The organism is Stenotrophomonas sp. As-7 (assembly GCF_030291015.1).
GTDB classification, from domain to species: Bacteria; Pseudomonadota; Gammaproteobacteria; order Xanthomonadales; family Xanthomonadaceae; genus Stenotrophomonas; species Stenotrophomonas lactitubi.
In genome coordinates this window covers 261,829-279,875 of sequence record NZ_CP127405.1, presented here as the reverse complement: position 1 = coordinate 279,875, position 18,047 = coordinate 261,829, and the positions used below count along the sequence as shown (strand labels likewise).

General features: G+C 67.3%; 14 protein-coding genes. 6 read left to right on the top strand and 8 right to left on the bottom strand.

All coding sequences use genetic code 11. The features are described from left to right. Positions 1 to 203: 203 nt before the first annotated feature. A complete protein-coding gene (locus tag QP457_RS01235; RefSeq protein ID WP_089241525.1) occupies positions 204 to 812 on the bottom strand; it encodes a TetR/AcrR family transcriptional regulator in 609 nt (202 codons plus the stop codon). A 160-nt stretch (positions 813 to 972) separates the two neighbouring features. On the opposite strand from QP457_RS01235, the gene QP457_RS01230 reads away from it, so the two are divergent. From QP457_RS01230 to QP457_RS01220, 3 genes are read left to right on the top strand one after another with little or no spacing between them, the layout of a single operon-like run. Further along, a complete protein-coding gene (locus QP457_RS01230; RefSeq protein WP_089241527.1) occupies positions 973 to 2,136 on the top strand; it encodes an isovaleryl-CoA dehydrogenase in 1,164 nt (387 codons plus the stop codon). Positions 2,137 to 2,144: 8 nt separating this feature from the next. Then, positions 2,145 to 3,755 (top strand): carboxyl transferase domain-containing protein, encoded by a 1,611-nt coding sequence (locus tag QP457_RS01225; protein WP_180164492.1) that lies wholly within the window; start codon positions 2,145 to 2,147, stop codon positions 3,753 to 3,755. 26 nt (positions 3,756 to 3,781) lie between these two features. After that, positions 3,782 to 5,764 (top strand): acetyl/propionyl/methylcrotonyl-CoA carboxylase subunit alpha, encoded by a 1,983-nt coding sequence (locus QP457_RS01220; protein WP_205405708.1) that lies wholly within the window; start codon positions 3,782 to 3,784, stop codon positions 5,762 to 5,764. A gap of 24 nt (positions 5,765 to 5,788) precedes the next feature. On the opposite strand, the gene QP457_RS01215 is transcribed toward QP457_RS01220, so the two are convergent. Both QP457_RS01215 and QP457_RS01210 read right to left on the bottom strand, forming a co-directional pair. After that, a complete protein-coding gene (locus tag QP457_RS01215; protein ID WP_205405707.1) occupies positions 5,789 to 6,952 on the bottom strand; it encodes a putative peptide maturation dehydrogenase in 1,164 nt (387 codons plus the stop codon). Beyond that, entirely contained in the window at positions 6,949 to 7,074 is a 126-nt protein-coding gene (locus QP457_RS01210; protein ID WP_257216062.1) for a hypothetical protein, read from the bottom strand. The genes QP457_RS01215 and QP457_RS01210 overlap by 4 nt, the downstream gene beginning before the upstream one ends. Here QP457_RS01210 and QP457_RS01205 point away from each other — a divergent pair. Beyond that, a complete protein-coding gene (locus QP457_RS01205) occupies positions 7,073 to 7,357 on the top strand; it encodes an NHLP-related RiPP peptide (RefSeq protein ID WP_180164498.1) in 285 nt (94 codons plus the stop codon). The two genes, QP457_RS01210 and QP457_RS01205, sit on opposite strands and share 2 nt — an antisense overlap. A gap of 7 nt (positions 7,358 to 7,364) precedes the next feature. On the opposite strand, the gene QP457_RS01200 is transcribed toward QP457_RS01205, so the two are convergent. The 4 genes from QP457_RS01200 to aceB form a co-directional block, all read right to left on the bottom strand. Next, positions 7,365 to 9,866, bottom strand: coding sequence for a putative peptide modification system cyclase (locus QP457_RS01200; protein WP_205405706.1), 2,502 nt, complete (start codon positions 9,864 to 9,866; stop codon positions 7,365 to 7,367). Between the two features lie 15 nt (positions 9,867 to 9,881). Then, the gene (locus tag QP457_RS01195) at positions 9,882 to 10,922 is read right to left on the bottom strand and encodes a GGDEF domain-containing protein (protein ID WP_180164502.1); all 1,041 of its coding nucleotides are present in this window, start codon (positions 10,920 to 10,922) and stop codon (positions 9,882 to 9,884) included. Between the two features lie 368 nt (positions 10,923 to 11,290). Further along, complete coding sequence (gene aceA / locus QP457_RS01190; RefSeq protein ID WP_100554403.1) at positions 11,291 to 12,592, bottom strand: isocitrate lyase; 1,302 nt, start codon at positions 12,590 to 12,592, stop codon at positions 11,291 to 11,293. A gap of 69 nt (positions 12,593 to 12,661) precedes the next feature. Beyond that, positions 12,662 to 14,299: a malate synthase A gene (aceB, locus tag QP457_RS01185; protein WP_205405705.1), complete on the bottom strand. Its 1,638-nt coding sequence runs from the start codon at positions 14,297 to 14,299 to the stop codon at positions 12,662 to 12,664. Positions 14,300 to 14,408: 109 nt separating this feature from the next. On the opposite strand from aceB, the gene QP457_RS01180 reads away from it, so the two are divergent. Then, complete coding sequence (locus QP457_RS01180) at positions 14,409 to 15,377, top strand: LysR family transcriptional regulator (protein ID WP_205405704.1); 969 nt, start codon at positions 14,409 to 14,411, stop codon at positions 15,375 to 15,377. Positions 15,378 to 15,707: 330 nt separating this feature from the next. Then, positions 15,708 to 16,616 carry a LysR family transcriptional regulator gene (locus QP457_RS01175; protein ID WP_205405703.1) on the top strand — a complete coding sequence of 303 codons (909 nt, stop codon included), beginning with the start codon at positions 15,708 to 15,710 and terminating at the stop codon, positions 16,614 to 16,616. 82 nt (positions 16,617 to 16,698) lie between these two features. Here QP457_RS01175 and QP457_RS01170 read toward each other — a convergent pair whose 3' ends face one another. After that, the gene (locus tag QP457_RS01170) at positions 16,699 to 17,955 is read right to left on the bottom strand and encodes an MFS transporter (RefSeq protein ID WP_205405701.1); all 1,257 of its coding nucleotides are present in this window, start codon (positions 17,953 to 17,955) and stop codon (positions 16,699 to 16,701) included. Between the last annotated feature and the right edge of the window lie 92 nt (positions 17,956 to 18,047).

Here is an 18,047-nt window from a genome sequence, read left to right as displayed (position 1 = left end):
TTCGTTACCCCTGGCTGATAGTCGTTGGACCACGGCTGAGCGACTGCGTGATGGGCCGAGTATAGAACGCACGCCGCGCCCGACAACAGGCGTCAGGGCTGGTGCGGCGCAGCATGCGGCCGTGGCCGCATGCGGGTAGCGCCGGGCCGCGCCCGGCGAGCGCGAAGCGCGGCAGAAGTCGCCCGGCACCCGCAACAGCGGCATCACCCTGCGCCAACAGCCCGCAGGCAGAAACTGCAGATGGCCTCGACCAGTGCGTCCTCGTCGCGATGCGCTTCGCGGCTGGGCGCGGTCGGACCGACCATCGCTTCGGTGAAGGCACCCACCAGGCAGGCGGCGGCAGCGTGCGCGTCCTGCGCCGGCAGTTCACCGGCCGCCACACCCTCTTCCACCAGGCGCAGGAACACATCACCGAAGGCACGGCGGCCGCGCATGCGCTCGGCTTCCACGTCCGGGTCCACCGGCTCGACGATGAAGGCGTGGGCCAGGCCAGGGCCAGCCAGGGCTCGGCGGACAAAGGCGGTGATGGCCTGGCGCAGGCGCACGCTGGCCGGCTCCGGCGCGCTGGCGATGCGCTCCATGATCGCCACCTCGTGGGCAACGGCGGCATTGAGCACTTCCACGAACAGCTCGGCCTTGGACGGGAAGTGGCGGTAGATCAAGCCGGTGGAGACCCCGGCCTGGGTTGCCACGGCCGTTACCGGCGCGTTGCGCCAGCCGCCGGTGGCGACCAGTTCGCGGGTGGCCAGCAGGATCCGTTCACGGGCCCCGGCCAGGCGTTCTTCCATCAATGCTGAGCGTTTATAGGCCATGTTCTGAGTCTGGTTTCAATTTTTGAATTTGTATTCACTTCTTACCCGAACCCCGCTACGCTGGGGTCCAATCGCCCGCGCGGGCTGCTGCTGTGAACAGCTGCCCGCTTCCCCCTTCCGGGTGCGTCCATTCCCCACCTTCCCTCGTGGAGCCATCGCAATGCACGTGCCATCCCTGAACTTCGACCTCGGCGAAGATATCGACCTGCTGCGCCAGAGCGTGGCCCATTTTGCCGCTGCCGAGATCGCGCCGCTCGCGGCCGAGACCGATGCGACCAACCAGTTCCCGTTGGCACTATGGCCCAAGCTGGGCGAGCAGGGCCTGCTGGGCCTGACCGTGGAAGAAGAATACGGCGGCACCGGCATGGGCTACCTGGCCCACGTGGTGGCGATGGAAGAAGTCTCGCGTGCTTCCGGTGGCATCGGCCTGTCCTACGGCGCGCATTCGAACCTGTGCGTGAACCAGCTGCGCAAGAACGGCACCGAGGCGCAGAAGCAGCGTTTCCTGCCGGACCTGTGCAGCGGCGCCAAGATCGGTGCGCTGGCGATGAGCGAACCGGGCGCGGGTTCGGACGTGGTGTCGATGAAGCTGCGCGCGGACAAGCGCGGCGACCGCTACGTGCTCAACGGCAACAAGATGTGGATCACCAACGGCCCCGACGCCGACGTGCTGGTGGTCTACGCCAAGACCGATGTCGAGGCCGGTGCCAAGGGCATTACCGCCTTCCTGGTCGAGAAGGGCATGAAGGGTTTCTCCACCGCGCAGAAGCTGGACAAGCTGGGCATGCGCTCCTCGCCCACCTGCGAACTGGTGTTCCAGGACTGTGAGATTCCCGAAGAGAACGTGCTGGGTGCGGTCGGCGGCGGTGTACGCGTGCTGATGTCCGGCCTGGACTACGAGCGCGTGGTGCTGTCCGGCGGCCCGCTGGGCCTGATGGCCGCCGCGATGGACGTGGTGATGCCGTATGTGCACGAACGCCACCAGTTCGGTGAACCGATCGGCAGTTTCCAGCTGATCCAGGCCAAGATCGCCGACATGTACGTGGGCCTGGGTGCCTGCCGCGCCTATGTGTATGCGGTGGCGCGCGCCTGCGACCAGGGCCGCACCACCCGCCAGGATGCGGCCGGCGCGATCCTGTACGCCGCCGAGAAGGCGACCTGGCTGACCGGCCAGGCGATCCAGATCCTCGGCGGCAACGGCTACATCAACGAATACCCGACCGGCCGTTTGTGGCGCGACGCCAAGCTGTATGAAATCGGCGCCGGCACTTCGGAGATCCGCCGCATGCTGATCGGCCGCGAACTGTTCCAGCGCACCCTGTAAGGCACCCCATGAGCATCCTAGGCAGCCAGCTGCAACCGGGCAGCGATACGTTTGAAAGCAACCGCGCGGCGATGCAGGCCGTAGTCGACGACCTGCACGCCACCCTCGCCCGCACCGCCCTTGGCGGCAGCGAAGCGGCGCGCGCCAAGCACACCGCACGCGGCAAGCTGCTGGTGCGCGACCGCATCGATGCCCTCCTCGACCCGGGCAGCGCCTTCCTGGAAATCGCGCCGCTGGCCGCGCACGGCATGTATGACGACGCCGTGCCCGCTGCTGGCGTGGTCGCCGGCATTGGCCGCGTCAGCGGTGTGGAGTGCGTGATCGTGGCCAACGATGCCACGGTCAAGGGCGGCACCTATTACCCGGTGACGGTGAAGAAGCATCTGCGCGCGCAGGAGATCGCCGAGCAGAACCACCTGCCGTGCATCTACCTGGTCGATTCCGGTGGCGCCTTCCTGCCGTTGCAGGATGAGGTGTTCCCCGACCGCGACCATTTCGGCCGCATCTTCTACAACCAGGCCAATCTCTCCGCGCAGGGCATTCCGCAGATCGCCTGCGTGATGGGCAGCTGCACCGCCGGTGGCGCCTATGTGCCGGCGATGAGCGACGAGACGGTGATCGTGCGCGAGCAGGGCACGATCTTCCTCGGCGGCCCGCCGCTGGTGAAGGCGGCCACTGGCGAAGTGGTGACGGCCGAAGAACTGGGCGGTGCCGATGTGCACACGCGCATTTCCGGCGTGGCCGACCACATGGCCGACAACGACCTGCAGGCACTGGCACGGGTACGCGCGATCATCGCCCAGCTCAACTGGCGCAAGCCCGAAGCAGCAATGGCGCTGCAGCCGGTGGAAGAACCACTGCTGCCGGCGCACGAACTGTACGGGGTGATTCCGGCCGATACGCGCAAGCCGTACGACGTGCGTGAGGTGATCGCGCGATTGGTCGATGGTTCGCGCTTCGACGAGTTCAAGCCGCGCTACGGCGCCACGCTGGTGACCGGCTTCGCCCATCTGCATGGCTATCCGATCGGCATCATCGCCAACAACGGCATCCTGTTTTCCGAGTCCGCACTGAAGGGTGCGCACTTCATCGAGCTGTGCACCCAGCGCAACATCCCGCTGGTGTTCCTGCAGAACATTACCGGCTTCATGGTCGGCCGCAAGTACGAACAGGGCGGCATCGCCAAGGACGGGGCAAAGCTGGTGATGGCGGTGGCCTGCGCCAAGGTACCCAAGTTCACCGTGGTGATCGGCGGCTCGTTCGGTGCCGGCAACTACGGCATGTGCGGCCGCGCGTACTCGCCCAACTTCCTGTGGATGTGGCCGAACGCACGCATCGGCGTGATGGGCGGCGAACAAGCCGCCAGCGTGCTGGCCACGGTCAAGCGTGATGGCATCGAGGCCAAGGGCGGGCAGTGGCCGGGCGAGGAAGAGGATGCATTCAAGGCACCGATCCGCGACCAGTTCGAACAGCAGGGCCACCCGTATTACGCCAGTGCGCGGCTGTGGGACGACGGTGTGATCGATCCGGTCGATACCCGCCGGGTATTGGCTCTGGCCCTGTCGGCCAGCCTCAACGCTCCCCCGCAGCAGACGCGCTTCGGCGTGTTCCGCATGTGACCTGTGCCATGACCGAGTCTGTTGCCATGTTCAGCAAAGTCCTGATCGCCAACCGCGGCGAGATCGCCTGCCGCGTCATCGCCACCTGCCGTCGCCTCGGCATCGCCACCGTGGCGGTGTATTCCGATGCGGACCGCAATGCACGCCATGTGCGCCTGGCCGACGAGGCCATCCACATCGGCCCGGCCGCCGCGCGCGAGAGCTACCTGCGCAGTGATGCCATCCTCGATGCTGCACGCCGCACCGGCGCGCAGGCCATCCATCCTGGCTACGGCTTCCTGTCCGAGAACGCCGACTTCGCCGACGCCTGCGTCGCGGCGGGAATCACCTTCATCGGTCCGCCCGCCAGTGCGATCCGCGCGATGGGCGACAAGAGCGCGGCCAAGGCCTTGATGGCCAAGGCCGGCGTGCCGCTGACGCCGGGCTACCACGGCGACCAGCAGGCGCCGGAGTTCCTGCGCACCCAGGCCGACGGCATCGGCTACCCGGTGCTGATCAAGGCCAGCGCCGGTGGCGGCGGCAAGGGCATGCGCAAGGTCGAGCGCAGCGAGGACTTCGTCGATGCGCTGGCCAGCTGCCAGCGCGAGGCAGCCTCGGCGTTCGGCAACGACCACGTGCTGGTCGAGAAGTATGTCGAGCGCCCGCGCCATATCGAGATCCAGGTATTCGGCGGTGGCCATGGCGAGGCGGTGTATCTGTTCGAGCGCGACTGCTCGGTACAGCGCCGCCACCAGAAGGTGCTGGAAGAAGCGCCGGCCCCGGGCATGAGCGCCGACCGCCGCGCCGCGATGGGCAAGGCCGCCGTCGATGCCGCGCGCGCGGTGGGCTACGTGGGTGCGGGCACGGTGGAGTTCATCGCCGGCCCGGACGGCGATTTCTACTTCATGGAAATGAACACCCGCCTGCAGGTCGAACATCCGGTCACCGAGTTCATCACCGGTACCGACCTGGTGGAATGGCAGCTGCGCGTTGCAGCCGGCCAGCCGCTGCCCAAGCGCCAGGACGAACTGACCATCCAAGGCCATGCGCTCGAAGCGCGCCTGTACGCCGAAGATGCCGACCGTGGCTTCCTGCCGTCCACCGGCACCCTGCGCCGCCTGCGCCTGCCGACCCCGTCGGCGAACGTGCGGGTAGACACCGGTGTGGAGGAAGGCGACAGCATCACCCCGTACTACGATCCCATGATTGCCAAGCTGATCGTCTGGGACGTGGACCGCGACGCCGCGCTGCGGCGCATGAGCCAGGCCCTGGCCGACTGCCAGGTGGTGGGCGTGACCACCAATGCCGGCTTCCTGCGCCGCCTGCTGCACACCGATTCGTTCGCGAATGCAAAGCTGGATACCGCGCTGATCGAGCGTGAGCAGGCCGCACTGGCGGTGACCGGTGACGGTGAGCAGGCGCTGTGGGAACTGGCAGCGATCGCCGCGGTAGCAAGCACACCGGCCGCTGCCGCCGATGTGCGCGACCCGCATTCGCCGTGGCAGGCACAGGATGGCTGGCGGTTGGGCGCGCCTACCGCGCGTGTGGTGCCGCTGCAGCAGGGAGAGCGGGCGCACACGCTGAAGGTGTGGGTCACGGCCGATGGCTGGCGCGTGCAGTGCGATGACGCCGCACCGAAGCAGGTCGTCGGCCGTGCCGATGGCCACACCTTGTCGGTGCAGCTGGACGAGCGTCGCTGGCGGTTGCAGCTGCAGCGCGATGGCGACCAGCTGTACCTGTTCGGCGACGATGGCCAGCACCGCTTCACCCTGCACGACCCGGTGGGCGAATCGGAACAGGCCAGCGCCGACGCCGGCAGCCTGCTGGCACCGATGCCCGGCAAGATCGTGGCGACACTGGTGGCGGCAGGCACGCAGGTGAAGCGCGGCACGCCGCTGGTGGTGCTGGAAGCGATGAAGATGGAGCACACCCTGCAGGCACCGGCCGATGGCACGGTGAAGGGTTATCGTGCCAAGGCCGGTGACCAGGTGGGCGATGGCGCGGTGCTGGTGGATTTCGAAGCGGCGTGATGCCGTCCGGTCACGCGTTGTCGATCAACGCGTGACCGGCCACACCTGGCCAAGCGGGTCCAGTTCGGCCGTCACCCGCTCCGCTGCACGCCAGCCAACGCCACAGACCGCCAATACGCCCTCGGCCATCGGCTGCAGGCCAAGCCCCCGCTCGGCCTCGGCCTCGTTGATCGCTGCGGTGACGAATGCGCCCAGCCCCTGCGCGGTTGCCGCGCTGTAGATCGCCTGCGATACGTGGCCAGCATCCAGAGTGAGCGCGCGATAGGCCTTGGCATGGCCGCGGTACTTCCAGAACATGCGCTCGAAGCGGCATACCAGGATCAGCTGCACCGGCGCGTTGGCGAACCAGTGCTGACCCGCCAGCAGGCGTTGGCAGAAGCTGTCCAGGTCGCCGGGCGGTACCGCTATCGGGCCCAGTTCGTGTGCGGTGGCATGGTAGTGGTAGAGGCCCGGTGGCAGCCCTTCCACGTTGCGCGCCACCACATACGCTTCCAATGGATGCAGACTGCCGGCCGACGGAATGTTCTTCTTCAGGAAGCGCACCCCCGGTTCGGTTTCCACCTGCGCCTGCGCCATCAGCACCTGCTGCAGCAGCCGGGCCAGCATCGGCAACGGCACAGCGCGCGCATCGTCGAAATTGCGGCAGGTCGCACGCGCCTGCAGCTGCGCCTGCATCGGGTCCTCATCGCAGCGCGGCAAGGGCCGCGCATCGGACCGACGGGCCGGCGCTTCGGCGGGCGGCGGGCCGAAGCTGCGCACCAAGTCCTGCGCGGTCATCAGCTGGCTGCGCTCCATGTCGCCGACACTGTCCACGCCATCCCACCGCGAGTGCTGGTAGTGCAGCGCCGATAGCGGCCACCATTGGCTGTCACGTACCTGCTGTTCGACCGCTGCTGCCCCGGCATGCGCCGGATCGTCGCTGACCAGCAGCCCCTGCTCCAGCAGCGCCAGCACACGCTGCCGTGCCTGCGGCTCTGCCGGTAGTGGCTGCCACTGCTCCGCGCTGCACTGGAGCAGCCACAGGCAGCTGACCGCGTCGACCGTGCATGGCGCCGGCAGATGTGCGGCGCGTACCTGCAGGGATTGTTCGAAGCCAACGCCACTGCCGCCGGCAAGCAGCGCATCCAGGTCGAAATGCGCTCGCTCCACCGGTTCGACGATCATCGTCCTGCAGCGACGGAAGTTCATTCGATGCGCATCCGGAAGCGTGGGTGGCCGGCGATGATAGCGTGGTGGCCGACACGCACCATCAATTCCCGCTGCGTCCAGCCGATACTGTTTTTTTCCCCTCCCTGCCGGTAGTGAACCATGTCCCGTGCTCCTCTCTCCCCTGAAGTGGTCCAGACCCTGCTCAAGCACCTTTCCAGCGACGATGCCTTCCGCAGTGCCTTCGCTGCCGACCCGGCAAAGGCACTGATTGCGCTGGGCGCAGATGCTGACAGCGTTGGTGCGTGCAACACGCCGCTGGACTCGCTGGGCGGCAAGGAAGAATTTGCCCGGGCGGCGGCGCTGTTGAGCGAACGCCTGGCCGTGACCGGACCGTTCAAGGTGCCCTTCATGTTCGAAAGCGGCCTGAAGGGGCTGCAGGACTGATCCACCCTCAGGGTGCGCCTGCTGCCTGCTGCGCGCTGGCCGCATCGGCCAGCCGGCGCGCATCGGCCACGTTCAATGGCAGCAGGACCAGGGCACCGGCGTCTTCGGCGAAGGCCATGCCCGTGCGCTGGCGCAACCAGCGCTCCCGGCGCTGCACGGCCTGATCGCGGCCGAGCGCGCGATCGATATCCAGCTGCAGTACATGCCACTGGTACAGCGTGCCGTTGGCCAGCGGCTTCAACAGTGCCGAAGCGGCCTCTGCATTGCCGGCGTCCAGTTCGCCACGCGCGCGAAGCAGCAGCCACAATTCCTGCAGCCGCGGGTCGGTGCTGCGTTCAACCAACGCCTGCAGTGCAGGCCGGCGGGAGCGCAGCTCGGCGTCCAGGCCGGCGCGCTGCAGGTGGTAGGCCACGGACAGCGCAATGAAAGCCCGATGACGCGGTGCCGCACCGACTCCCTCATCGACTGCCGCAAGGGTACGGTCCAGCAACCGTGCGTATTGCACTCGGGAACCGCTGCCGCCGGCCTGTGCAGTCCATGCCAGTGACTGCAGGGCCAGGATGTCGCACAGCTCCGGCACACTCGCGCACTGCTCGACGGCCTGCGTCATCTCAGCGGCCGCATCGTTGACCCGACCTTGCAGGGCGAGAAGTCCGCCGTACTCCATGCGCGCGCCGAGCCCGCGAGAGGTAATGGCTTCACTGCGCTCGTGCGCCTTCTGTACCTCGCCATCCAGCAGCAGCGCGACCGCCTCCAGCATGTCGCCGTGCCAGTTCGGCAACGCGCCTGCTTCCTTGAACGCAGCGACGGCGGCCTTGACCTCGCCACGCGCAAGCTGGGTGCGGCCAACGAAGGACAGGACCAGCGCGCGATGTGTCTGATGGCGTTCCAACAGCGGCATCATGTCGGCCAACGCGCCGTCATAGTCGCCATAGGCAAACAGGGCCATCGCGTGATTCATCCAACCGGCCGGATCATCCGGATACAGCTGGGTCAGCATCCGCCACTTTTCCGCACTGCGCTGCGGGGGAGCGCCACTGAAGTCCGCACCCCAGGCGTCCAGATACAGCTGGTCGCGCGCACTCAACCGCGTGCGCCCCGACACCGCCTGACGGTACAGTTCGCCGGCCGCCGACACGTTGCCCATGGCGTACTGCAGCCGCATCTGCCCGATGTAGGCAAAGGTGAACTGTGGATCCAGGCGGGTCGCCTGCTGGAAGAACAGCAGCGCTTCATCGAAACGCTCCTGTGCCAGCGCATCGCTGCCTTTGGCGTAGGCATGCAGCGCATCAAGATTGGCGGTAGCCACCGTGGGCAGGGGTTTCTGCTCGCGGCTGACATCGTGTAGCGCCTCACCCAGGTCGCTGCGCAGTGCCTTCACCACGGTATCGGTGGAGGCCAGGATCGAATCCAGGCCGTTGCCATCGGCGAAATGCGTGTACACCGTCTGCCCAGTGCGTGGGTCCACCACCTCCACGCCCACCCGTACCTTGCCGTTGAGCTCGAGCACGGTGGGCATCAGCACCGCACGCGCGCCATCGCGCAGCGCAACCTCGATCGCCAGGGCGCGGTCCAGCCGTGCATTGGCCGGGCGCTGCATCAACTGCAGGGTGTCACGCACCTTCAGTTCACTGAGGATGTTGACGAAGCGCGACTGCCCCAGGCTGATGTAGAGCGCCTGTTCCAGGCTGGAATCCAGCTGCGGATAGGCCGTGCTGTTGCTGACCGCCGCCAGGATCACCCAGTCGCGCTCGGCGAATGCGATTGCCGGCGCCGGCCGCAGCAGCGTCCACATCACCACGGCCAGCGCCACCGCCAGCGTCGCCTCGGTGAACAGCGCAGCCGGGCGACGCCACAGCGGCAGATCCCGCCAGGCCTTGTCGCCCGAACGCGGCCGGCGCAGCGGCGCGCGGCCACGGATGCCGACTTCGAACACATGCTGGCGCTCGCCAATGCCCTTGAAGCGCCAAAGCCCATGGTCCTTCCAACGCAGTTCGTCCGCCGCCCAAGGCAACTCGCTGTCGGCCCGCCGCGCCATCTGTTCGGCCGCTGAGGACAGCAGCACCTGCCCAGGCCACGCCAGCTGCATCAAACGCGCGGCCATCGGCTTGGCCAGGCCCTCGACCTCCACCGCCTTTGCGCCGTGGGCAACGGCCTCGGCACTGTTGTCCCACAGCAGCACGTCACCCACGTGCAGACCAGCGCGAGCGCGCAGCACGATGCCGCGCTCGTGGCCCATCGCGTCGACCGCATTCTGGTAGGAAATGGCGAAACCGATGCCATCGATGGGGCGTTCGAACAGAACGAACAAGCCATCGGAGCGATCGATCAGCTGGCCGTTCCACTGCTGCTGCAGCCCCAGGACCAGACGGTCATGCTGCTGGAAGAATTCGGCGGCGGCGACATCGCCGATACGCTCCACCAGCTGCAGCGAATCGCACAGGTCGGTGAACAGCAGCGCCCGCAGTTGGGCGTTATGCGGGGCCGACGTTCCGTTGTCGCCATTCATCGCCTGGATCTCCGCTCAGTGTCCATCCGGACCATCGGTCCACCGCAGGCAGTTGCCGCCTGCGCGCTTGGCTTGGTACAGCGCACGATCGGCGCGAGCGTACCACTCGCTCCAGTCCGCGTCAGGGGCCAGCAGGCTGGCACCGATGCTGGCCAGGCTGACGTGCGGGGTGCCATGGCTGCGTTCGAGCAGGCCGTGCACCGCACTCAGGATGAACTCGGCGGCGTGCTGCACGATCTCGACGTTGGCCCGGCGCAGGATCAGGCAGAACTCGTCGCCGCCCAGGCGGCAGGCCAGGTCGTGCTCGCCGGCCATCGAGCGCAGGATGTTGCCCATGCTCTGCAGCACCCGATCGCCGGCCTGGTGGCCGTGGCGGTCGTTGATCTGCTTGAAGCGGTCACAGTCGATCAGCAGCAGGGCCTGTGGGGGCCCTTCTTCCTGCGTGCGGCATTCCTGCAGGTACAGGGCCAGGCCGCGGCGGTTGTGCAGGCCGGTCAGTTCGTCGGTGCGCACCAGCTCACGCGTGTGCGTCAGCTGGTGGGTGGTGATGTACAGGTTGTCCAGCGCAGCTTCCAGGTCATGGTTGCGCCGCCGCAGCTGGCTGATCAGGGCCTGCTCGTTGGTCAGCACGCGCAGGATCGTGCGTCGCAGGAAGTAGGCCACCAGGCCCGGGTCGGACTCGACCAGGCGATGGAAATCCGCCGGCCCCAGTTCCAGCACGTGGCAGTCGGCCATCACCCGCGCGCTGGCGCTGCGTAGATGGTCTCCCATCAACAGGCCGAGCTCACCGAAAAATTCATGCCGGCCGAGCGTCTTGAGCACCAGGTCCTCGCCGAAATCCAGCTCGATCAGGCCTTCGAGGATGATGTACATGCACTCGCCGCGGTGGCCGCGATGGAACAGCCACTGGCCCGCCTGCAGCCTGCAGGGCTGGGCGAACCGGGCGAACAGGGCAACCTCTTCTTCGGAGAGCAGCGCGTGCACGATCTCGGCCATCGCCACCTTGGCGATACCGGTTGTCGTGTCGATGTTCTCGGCCGCACCCCTGCCGGTCATTCCCTGCACCCGCCGCCAGCGTCCCCTGGTGAGCCGCGGAGCATATCAGTGAATCAAACTGTGCGCCGCTTCTCATTTTTGTGAAGACGCAGCGCTCTGCCTCATCCACAGGGAAATGCCCCATTCACGCGTATTGGTGGCAGAGGGAAAGCAAGCCATTTCAATATCTTGGCGTGGCCGCGACGCCGATTTTCGCAGCGGCCACAGATACAACGACGCCGGCAGATCCCCCGATCTGCCGGCGTCGTCTGGCCCTTCCCTGGCCACCCTGATCGGATCCGCAGCCCCGGTAGAGCCGGCTGCTGGCCGGCTGCCACGCAGCGCCCGGAGCACCGTGTGGTTGCCGGCCAGCGGCCGGCCCTACCGGATCACGCGGCGCGTTCGCTGCGCTCGCCGTGGAACTGCTCTTCCTCGGTCGAACCGGTCAGCGCGGTGGTCGAGGACTGCCCCTGCTGGATCGCCTGGGTCACCGCATCGAAGTAGCCGGTGCCGACCTCGCGCTGGTGCTTGACTGCAGTGAAGCCACGCTCGGCCGCTTCGAACTCGGCTTCCTGCAGCTCCACGAAGGCGCTCATCTGCCGGCGCGCATAGCCATGGGCCAGGTTGAACATGCCGTAGTTCAGCGCATGGAAACCGGCCAGGGTGATGAACTGGAACTTGTAGCCGTAGCTGCCCAGCTCCTTCTGGAACTTGGCGATGGTGGCGTCGTCCAGGTTCTTCTTCCAGTTGAAGCTGGGCGAGCAGTTGTAGGCCAGCAGCTTGCCCGGGAACTTCGCATGGATCGCCTCGGCGAATTTCCGGGCGAATTCCAGGTCCGGCTTGCCGGTCTCGCACCACACCAGATCGGCATACGGCGCATACGCCAGGCCACGGCTGATGGCCTGGTCCAGGCCGTTGCGGGTCTTGTAGAAGCCTTCCACGGTGCGCTCACCGGTGGCGAACGGCGTGTCGTTGCCGTCGATGTCGCTGGTCAGCAGATCAGCGGCTTCGGCATCGGTACGCGCCACCAGCAGGGTCGGCACGCCCAGCACGTCGGCGGCCAGTCGCGCGGCGTTGAGCTTCTCGATCGCCTCGCGGGTCGGCACCAGCACCTTGCCGCCCATGTGCCCGCACTTCTTCACCGAAGCCAGCTGGTCTTCGAAGTGCACGCCGGCCGCACCGGCTTCGATCATCGCCTTCATCAGTTCGAAGGCGTTGAGCACGCCGCCGAAACCGGCTTCGGCATCAGCCACGATCGGCTGCAGGAAGTCGATGTCATCCTTGCCTTCGGCATGGTGCAGCTGGTCGGCGCGCAGCAGCGTGTTGTTGATGCGCTTGACCACCGCCGGCACCGAATCGGCCGGATACAGCGACTGGTCCGGGTACATCTGCCCGGCCAGGTTGGCATCGGCCGCCACCTGCCAACCGGACAGGTAGATCGCCTTCAGCCCGGCCTTCACCTGCTGCATGGCCTGGTTGCCGGTCAGCGCGCCGAGCGCGTTGACGAAGTCGCGCTCATGCAGCGATTTCCACAGCTTTTCCGCACCCAGCCGGGCCAGCGAATGCTCGATATGGACGGTGCCGCGCAGGCGCACCACGTCGGCGGCGCTGTAGTTGCGCTGGATGCCTTCCCAGCGCGGATTGGTGTCCCAGTCGTGCTGGATCTGTTCGGCAGTGGGCAGCGTGCTCATGTCTATCTCCAGTTCGGTTCGTGCGGATGCAGCGGGGAAGGAAGCGGCGAGGAAAGTGGCGTGCAGCGATCAGTCGATGCGCGCGTACGCCGGCAGGGTCAGGAAATCGGTCAGTTCGTTGCTGCGGCTCAGCTCGGCCAGCAGGGTGATGGCTTCTTCGATGCGGCCGCCACCGGGCAGCGCCGAGGTATCGCCAAGGCGCGCGGGCAGCTGCGCCAGGGTGGTATCGAGCAGTGCCAGATCAATCGCGGTGCCGTCGTCCAGCTGCTGGCCCGGCGTGTGCAGCCACTGCCACAGCTGGCTGCGGCTGATCTCGGCGGTCGCTGCGTCCTCCATCAGGTGGTGGATCGGCACGCAGCCGTTGCCGTCCAGCCACGCGGCCAGGTAGCGCACGCAGACTTCGACATTGCCTTCGAAGCCGGCGCGGGTGATCGTGCCCGGCGGACGCGCGATCAGTTCATCGCGGCCCACGCGCACATCCTGGCGCAGCACGTGGTGCTGGTTGGGCGTGGGCATGTGTTCGTCGAAGATCGCCATCGCCACCGGAATCAGCGCCGGGTGCGCGACCCACGTGCCATCGTGCCCGGCGGTCACTTCGCGCAGCTTGTCGGCACGCACCCGCGCCATCGCCTGCTCGTTGGCGGCGGCATCGTTGTTGATCGGAATCTGCGCGGCCATGCCACCCATCGCATGTGCGCCGCGGCGATGGCAGGTCTGGATCAGCAGTTCCGAATACGCCTTCAGGAACGGCTGGGTCATGGTCACCTGGCCGCGCTCGGGCAGCACGCGGTCAGCGTGGCGGCGGAAGGTCTTCAGGTACGAGAAGATGTAATCCCAGCGTCCGCAGTTGAGGCCGACGATGCGATCGCGCAGGGCGTGCAGGATCTCGTCCATCTCGAACACTGCCGGCAGCGTTTCGATCAGCACGGTCACCTTGATCTGCCCGTGCGGCAGGCCGAGCATGCCTTCGATGTGCGACAGCGCGGTCTCCCACAACGCCGCCTCTTCCATGCTCTGCAGCTTGGGCAGGTAGAAGTACGGGCCACGATCCCTGGACTGCAGCGCGCGCGCATTGTGGAAGGCGAACACCGCCGCATCGAACAGGCCGCCGGCGAGGAACTGGCCATCGACGCGCACATGCTTTTCGTCCAGGTGCCAGCCGCGCGGACGCACGATCAGCACCGCCTGCTCGTCGTAGGGGCGCAGCGCGTAATGCTTGCCCGCCTTGCCGTTGGATGCCGGTGCGGTGTACTGCAGGTCGCCGCGCACCGCGGCAGCCAGCGACTGCTGACCGGCCAGCAGGTTGCGCCAGGTCGGCGAGGTCGAATCCTCGAAGTCGGCCATGAACACCTTGGCGCCGGAGTTCAGCGCGTTGATGACCATCTTCGGGTCGGTCGGCCCGGTGATCTCAACACGGCGGTCCTGCAGCGCGGCCGGCAGCGGCGCCACGGTCCAGTCACCGCTGCGGATCGCGGTGGTGTCCTGGCGGAAGTCCGGCAAGCCGCCCTGGTCGAAGAATGCCTGGCGCTCGCGGCGGGCCTGCAGCCGCGCCTGCCGGCCGGGTTCCACTGCCCGGTGCAGGGACACCAGCAGGGCCAGCAAGGGCGCCGGCAGCACGGTGGCCTGGCCCGCCACCTGGGTCGCCAGGGCGATGCCCGGCGTGGCCTTGGCAGCGGTGGAAGGAACAGCGGAAGCGACGGCGGACATGGGAGGACTCCAGCGTGGGGGAACGACTCCACCGTGCGGCCGCAGCCCTGTATTTGGCAAAACAGTTTTTGCAATGATTTACATAACTTGTGCTAATACTTGTGACGCCATGACCACGCGCACCTCGCCAAGTCCCCGTTTTTCCTACAAATCCGATCGGCTGAAGCCGCTGCGCGCGTTCTGTCAGACCGTGCGTCTAGGCTCGGTCTCACGGGCCGCTGAGGCGCTTTTCGTCAGCCAACCGGCCATCAGCCTGCAGTTGCAGGCGCTGGAGCGTGAGTTGGGGGTGCCGCTGTTCGAGCGTAGCGGCCGGCGCCTGGTGCCCAGCCGCGAGGGCCAGCTGCTGTATGAAATGGCGCAGCCGCTGGTGGAAAGCCTGGACGGCCTGGAAGCGCGCTTCCGCGACAAGGTGCGCGGGCTGGACGCGGGCGAGCTGAACATCGCCGCCAACAGCTCGACCATCCTGTACCTGCTGCCGAAGATCGTCGAACGCTTCCGCCAGCACTACCCCGACGTTCGCCTGACCCTGCACAACGCCATCAGTGCCGACGGGACCGACCTGCTGCGCGAGGATGCCGCCGACCTGGCGATCGGCTCGATGACCGATGTGCCGGCCGACCTCAGCTACGCCCCGGCCTACCGTTTCGAACAGGTGCTGATCGCCCCGCATGACCATCCGCTGGCCAGCGGTGACGAGCTGGAACTGGCCGACATCGCCCGTTACCCGCTGGTGCTGCCGCCGAAGCGGCAGATCACTTACCGGCTGGTGGACCAGGTGTTCCAGCGCCACCGCATCGCCTACACCGTTGCGCTGGAGGTGGGCGGCTGGGAAGTGATCAAGCAGTACGTGGCGATGGGCATGGGCATTTCCATCGTGCCGGCGCTGTGCCTGAACGATGCCGACCACGAGCGGTTGGCCGCACGCTCGATGAAGCGTTGGTTCCCGGAGCGGAGTTATGGGGTGATCGTGCGCCGCGGCAAGGCGCTGTCGGCGCAGGCGCGGGCGTTTGTCGAGCTGATCCAGCCGGAGTTGTTCAGTCCGCGCGATTACGATCAGAGCGGGCATTCGGAGCGGTGAGGGTTGCCGGCAGGGCTGCGCCCTGCACCTGCCGAATCAACGGCAACGGCAACGGCAACGGCAACATCAACGGCAACAGCGGGGATTCCGTGGGATGGCGGGGTGGGTCCAGTTGCGGGGGACGCCGTGAACCCATCCCTGGGGGCTTGGCCGCGGCATCCATGCCGCGGACACCCCCGCAACCGGACCCACCCCGCCTCCGACAGGTTCCCGCGGCTGTCGGAACGGCGTTCTGTGCTGCTGTTGGTGGGTGTCGACCTTGGTCGACACGGTAGATCCACGCCATGCGTGGATGAGGACTCGCGGGGTCGGGCTGGATAGACTGCATGCATGTCCATCGAACTGCGCCATCTGCGTTACTTCCTCGCCGTTGCCGATACGCTGCACTTTGGCCAGGCAGCCGAGCGGTTGGGGATGTCACAGCCGCCGCTCAGCCAGCAGATCCGGCAGCTGGAGGAACTGATCGGCGCGCGGTTGTTCGTGCGCAGCCATCGACGTGTGCAGCTGACGGCTGCCGGAGAACTGCTGCAGGAACGGGCGCGCAGCATCGTGCAGCAGGTGGAATCGGCGGTGGATGAAGTGCAGCGCGCGCAGCGGGGCGAGCAGGGTGAGCTGCGTATCGGCCTGACCCGGGCTACGCCGTTGTCGCCGCAGATTCCACGTTCGATCCTGCAGTACCGGCAGCAGTACCCGCAGGTGCGGTTGCAGCTGAGCGAGATGAACACCCTGCAGCAGATCGATGCGCTGCTCGATGGCTCACTGGACGTGGGCATCATCCGCAAGCGCACGCTGCCGGCCGAGCTGGTGGCGCACAGCCTGTTCGTCGATCCACTGGCGTTGATCCTGCATGCCGACCACCCTGCCCTGCGCCGCCTGTCGAAAGGCGGCACGCTGGCCTTGCGCGATCTGGCGCAGGAACCGTTCGTGGCATTCCGCCGCAGCGCCGGGGCCGGCATCCATGACCACATGATCGCGTTGTGCGCTGCGGCGGGCTTCACGCCGCGCATCGTGCAGGAGGCCGGTGAGGCTTCGACGCTGATCAGCCTGGCTGCAGCCGGCCTCGGCGCGGCGATCCTGCCTTCGTCGTGCGATCACATCCGGGTGGAGGGTGCGCGCTTCGTGCCGCTGGCCGATGCCGGTGCGCATTCGGAAGTGCAGCTGGCGTGGCGCCGCGAGGGTGTGACGCCGTTGATCCGCAATTTCGCCGGGCTGCTGCGCGAGGCGTTTGCCGAAGAGTGAGCTGCATCGCACCCGGTAGTGGCCAACCTTGGTTGGCCCAGGAGCACAACGCCGACCAAGGTCGGCATCTACCAGAGCAGGATCAGGCCGTCACCGGCTGCGGCGCGCGCTGCTGCAGCGCCCACACGATGCCTCCGCCGATCAGGGTCAGCAGCGCGGCGAACGCGCACACGCCCAGCCAGTCCCACGCGGCATAGGCCAGGCCGCCCACGCCGCCCAGCACGCTCGAGCCCAGGTAATAGGCGAACAGGTACAGCGCCGACGCTTCCGCTCGCATCGAACCGGCACGGCTGCCGACCCAGCTGCTGGCCACCGAATGGCCACCGAAGAAACCGAACGTCACCAGCGCGATGCCCACCGCCATCGCCGACAGCCACGGCATCGCCAGCAGCACGATGCCGGCGGCGATCAGGCCGAAGGAGATCGACAGGATGCGGCCGCGCCCATAGCGCGTCGCCTGCTGGCCCATCCACGCCGAACTGAAGGTACCGACGAGGTACACGCTGAAGATCAACCCGACCACCGTCTGGCTGAGCTGGTACGGCGGCGCCAGCAGGTGGTAACCGAGGTAGTTGTAGAGAGTGACGAACACGCCCATCAGCACGAACGAGGTGGCGAACAACCACGGCAGGCCAGGGTCGGCGAACAGCGTGCGCCAGCGCGCGGGCAACTGGCGCAGGCCACTGCGGCTCGCCTGGAAGTGGCGCGACGGCGGCAGCTGCAGCCACAGCAGCACGGTGCTGGCCACGGCGATGATCGAGACCACGCCGATGCCCCAGCGCCAGCCCCAATGGTCGGCGATGATGCCCGCCAGCAGGCGCCCGCTCATGCCCCCGATGGCATTGCCGCCGATGTACAGGCCCATCGCCAGGCCCAGCGCGCGGCTGTCCATCTCTTCGACCAGATAGGTCATCGCCACTGCCGGTACGCCGCTCAGCGCCAGCCCCAGCAGGGTGCGCAGCACCAGCAGGGTGGCCCAGTCATCGACCAGGGCCGTGCACAGCGACAACGTCGCCGAGGCCAGCAATGCAACGATCATCAGCGGGCGCCGGCCGACCACATCGGACAACAGGCCGGCCAGCAGCATGGCCACGGCCAGGGTGCCGGTGGTCAGCGACAGCGACATCGCGCTGCCCGCAGCGGACACGCCGAAGTGGCGGCTGAACTCGGGCAGCAGCGGCTGCACCGTGTACAGCAGGCCGAAGGTCGAAAAGCCGGCCAGGAACAGTGCCAGCGCGGTGCGGCGGAAGGCCGGCGTTCCCTGCTGGATGCGGGTGTCGGCGGCAGCGTGGTCAGTACGGAAACGGTCGGCAAGGGCCGCCGGAGTTTCGCCAGTCATGGGGGGCGGTGAGCCGTGGGGGCGGCCGGAATGGAGGGGACGGGCCTCAGACTAGGCCCGTCCATCCAGTCGATCCATAACCTGCTAGGTCA

Coding starts and splice junctions, on each gene's coding strand:
- QP457_RS01170 (WP_205405701.1), bottom strand. CDS start 17,955: ATGACTGGCGAAACTCCGGCGGCCCTTGCCGACCGTTTCCGTACTGAC.
- QP457_RS01235 (WP_089241525.1), bottom strand. CDS start 812: ATGGCCTATAAACGCTCAGCATTGATGGAAGAACGCCTGGCCGGGGCC.
- QP457_RS01175 (WP_205405703.1), top strand. CDS start 15,708: ATGTCCATCGAACTGCGCCATCTGCGTTACTTCCTCGCCGTTGCCGAT.
- aceA (WP_100554403.1), bottom strand. CDS start 12,592: ATGAGCACGCTGCCCACTGCCGAACAGATCCAGCACGACTGGGACACC.
- aceB (WP_205405705.1), bottom strand. CDS start 14,299: ATGTCCGCCGTCGCTTCCGCTGTTCCTTCCACCGCTGCCAAGGCCACG.
- QP457_RS01220 (WP_205405708.1), top strand. CDS start 3,782: ATGTTCAGCAAAGTCCTGATCGCCAACCGCGGCGAGATCGCCTGCCGC.
- QP457_RS01215 (WP_205405707.1), bottom strand. CDS start 6,952: ATGAACTTCCGTCGCTGCAGGACGATGATCGTCGAACCGGTGGAGCGA.
- QP457_RS01210 (WP_257216062.1), bottom strand. CDS start 7,074: ATGGTTCACTACCGGCAGGGAGGGGAAAAAAACAGTATCGGCTGGACG.
- QP457_RS01225 (WP_180164492.1), top strand. CDS start 2,145: ATGAGCATCCTAGGCAGCCAGCTGCAACCGGGCAGCGATACGTTTGAA.
- QP457_RS01205 (WP_180164498.1), top strand. CDS start 7,073: ATGTCCCGTGCTCCTCTCTCCCCTGAAGTGGTCCAGACCCTGCTCAAG.
- QP457_RS01180 (WP_205405704.1), top strand. CDS start 14,409: ATGACCACGCGCACCTCGCCAAGTCCCCGTTTTTCCTACAAATCCGAT.
- QP457_RS01195 (WP_180164502.1), bottom strand. CDS start 10,922: ATGACCGGCAGGGGTGCGGCCGAGAACATCGACACGACAACCGGTATC.
- QP457_RS01200 (WP_205405706.1), bottom strand. CDS start 9,866: ATGAATGGCGACAACGGAACGTCGGCCCCGCATAACGCCCAACTGCGG.
- QP457_RS01230 (WP_089241527.1), top strand. CDS start 973: ATGCACGTGCCATCCCTGAACTTCGACCTCGGCGAAGATATCGACCTG.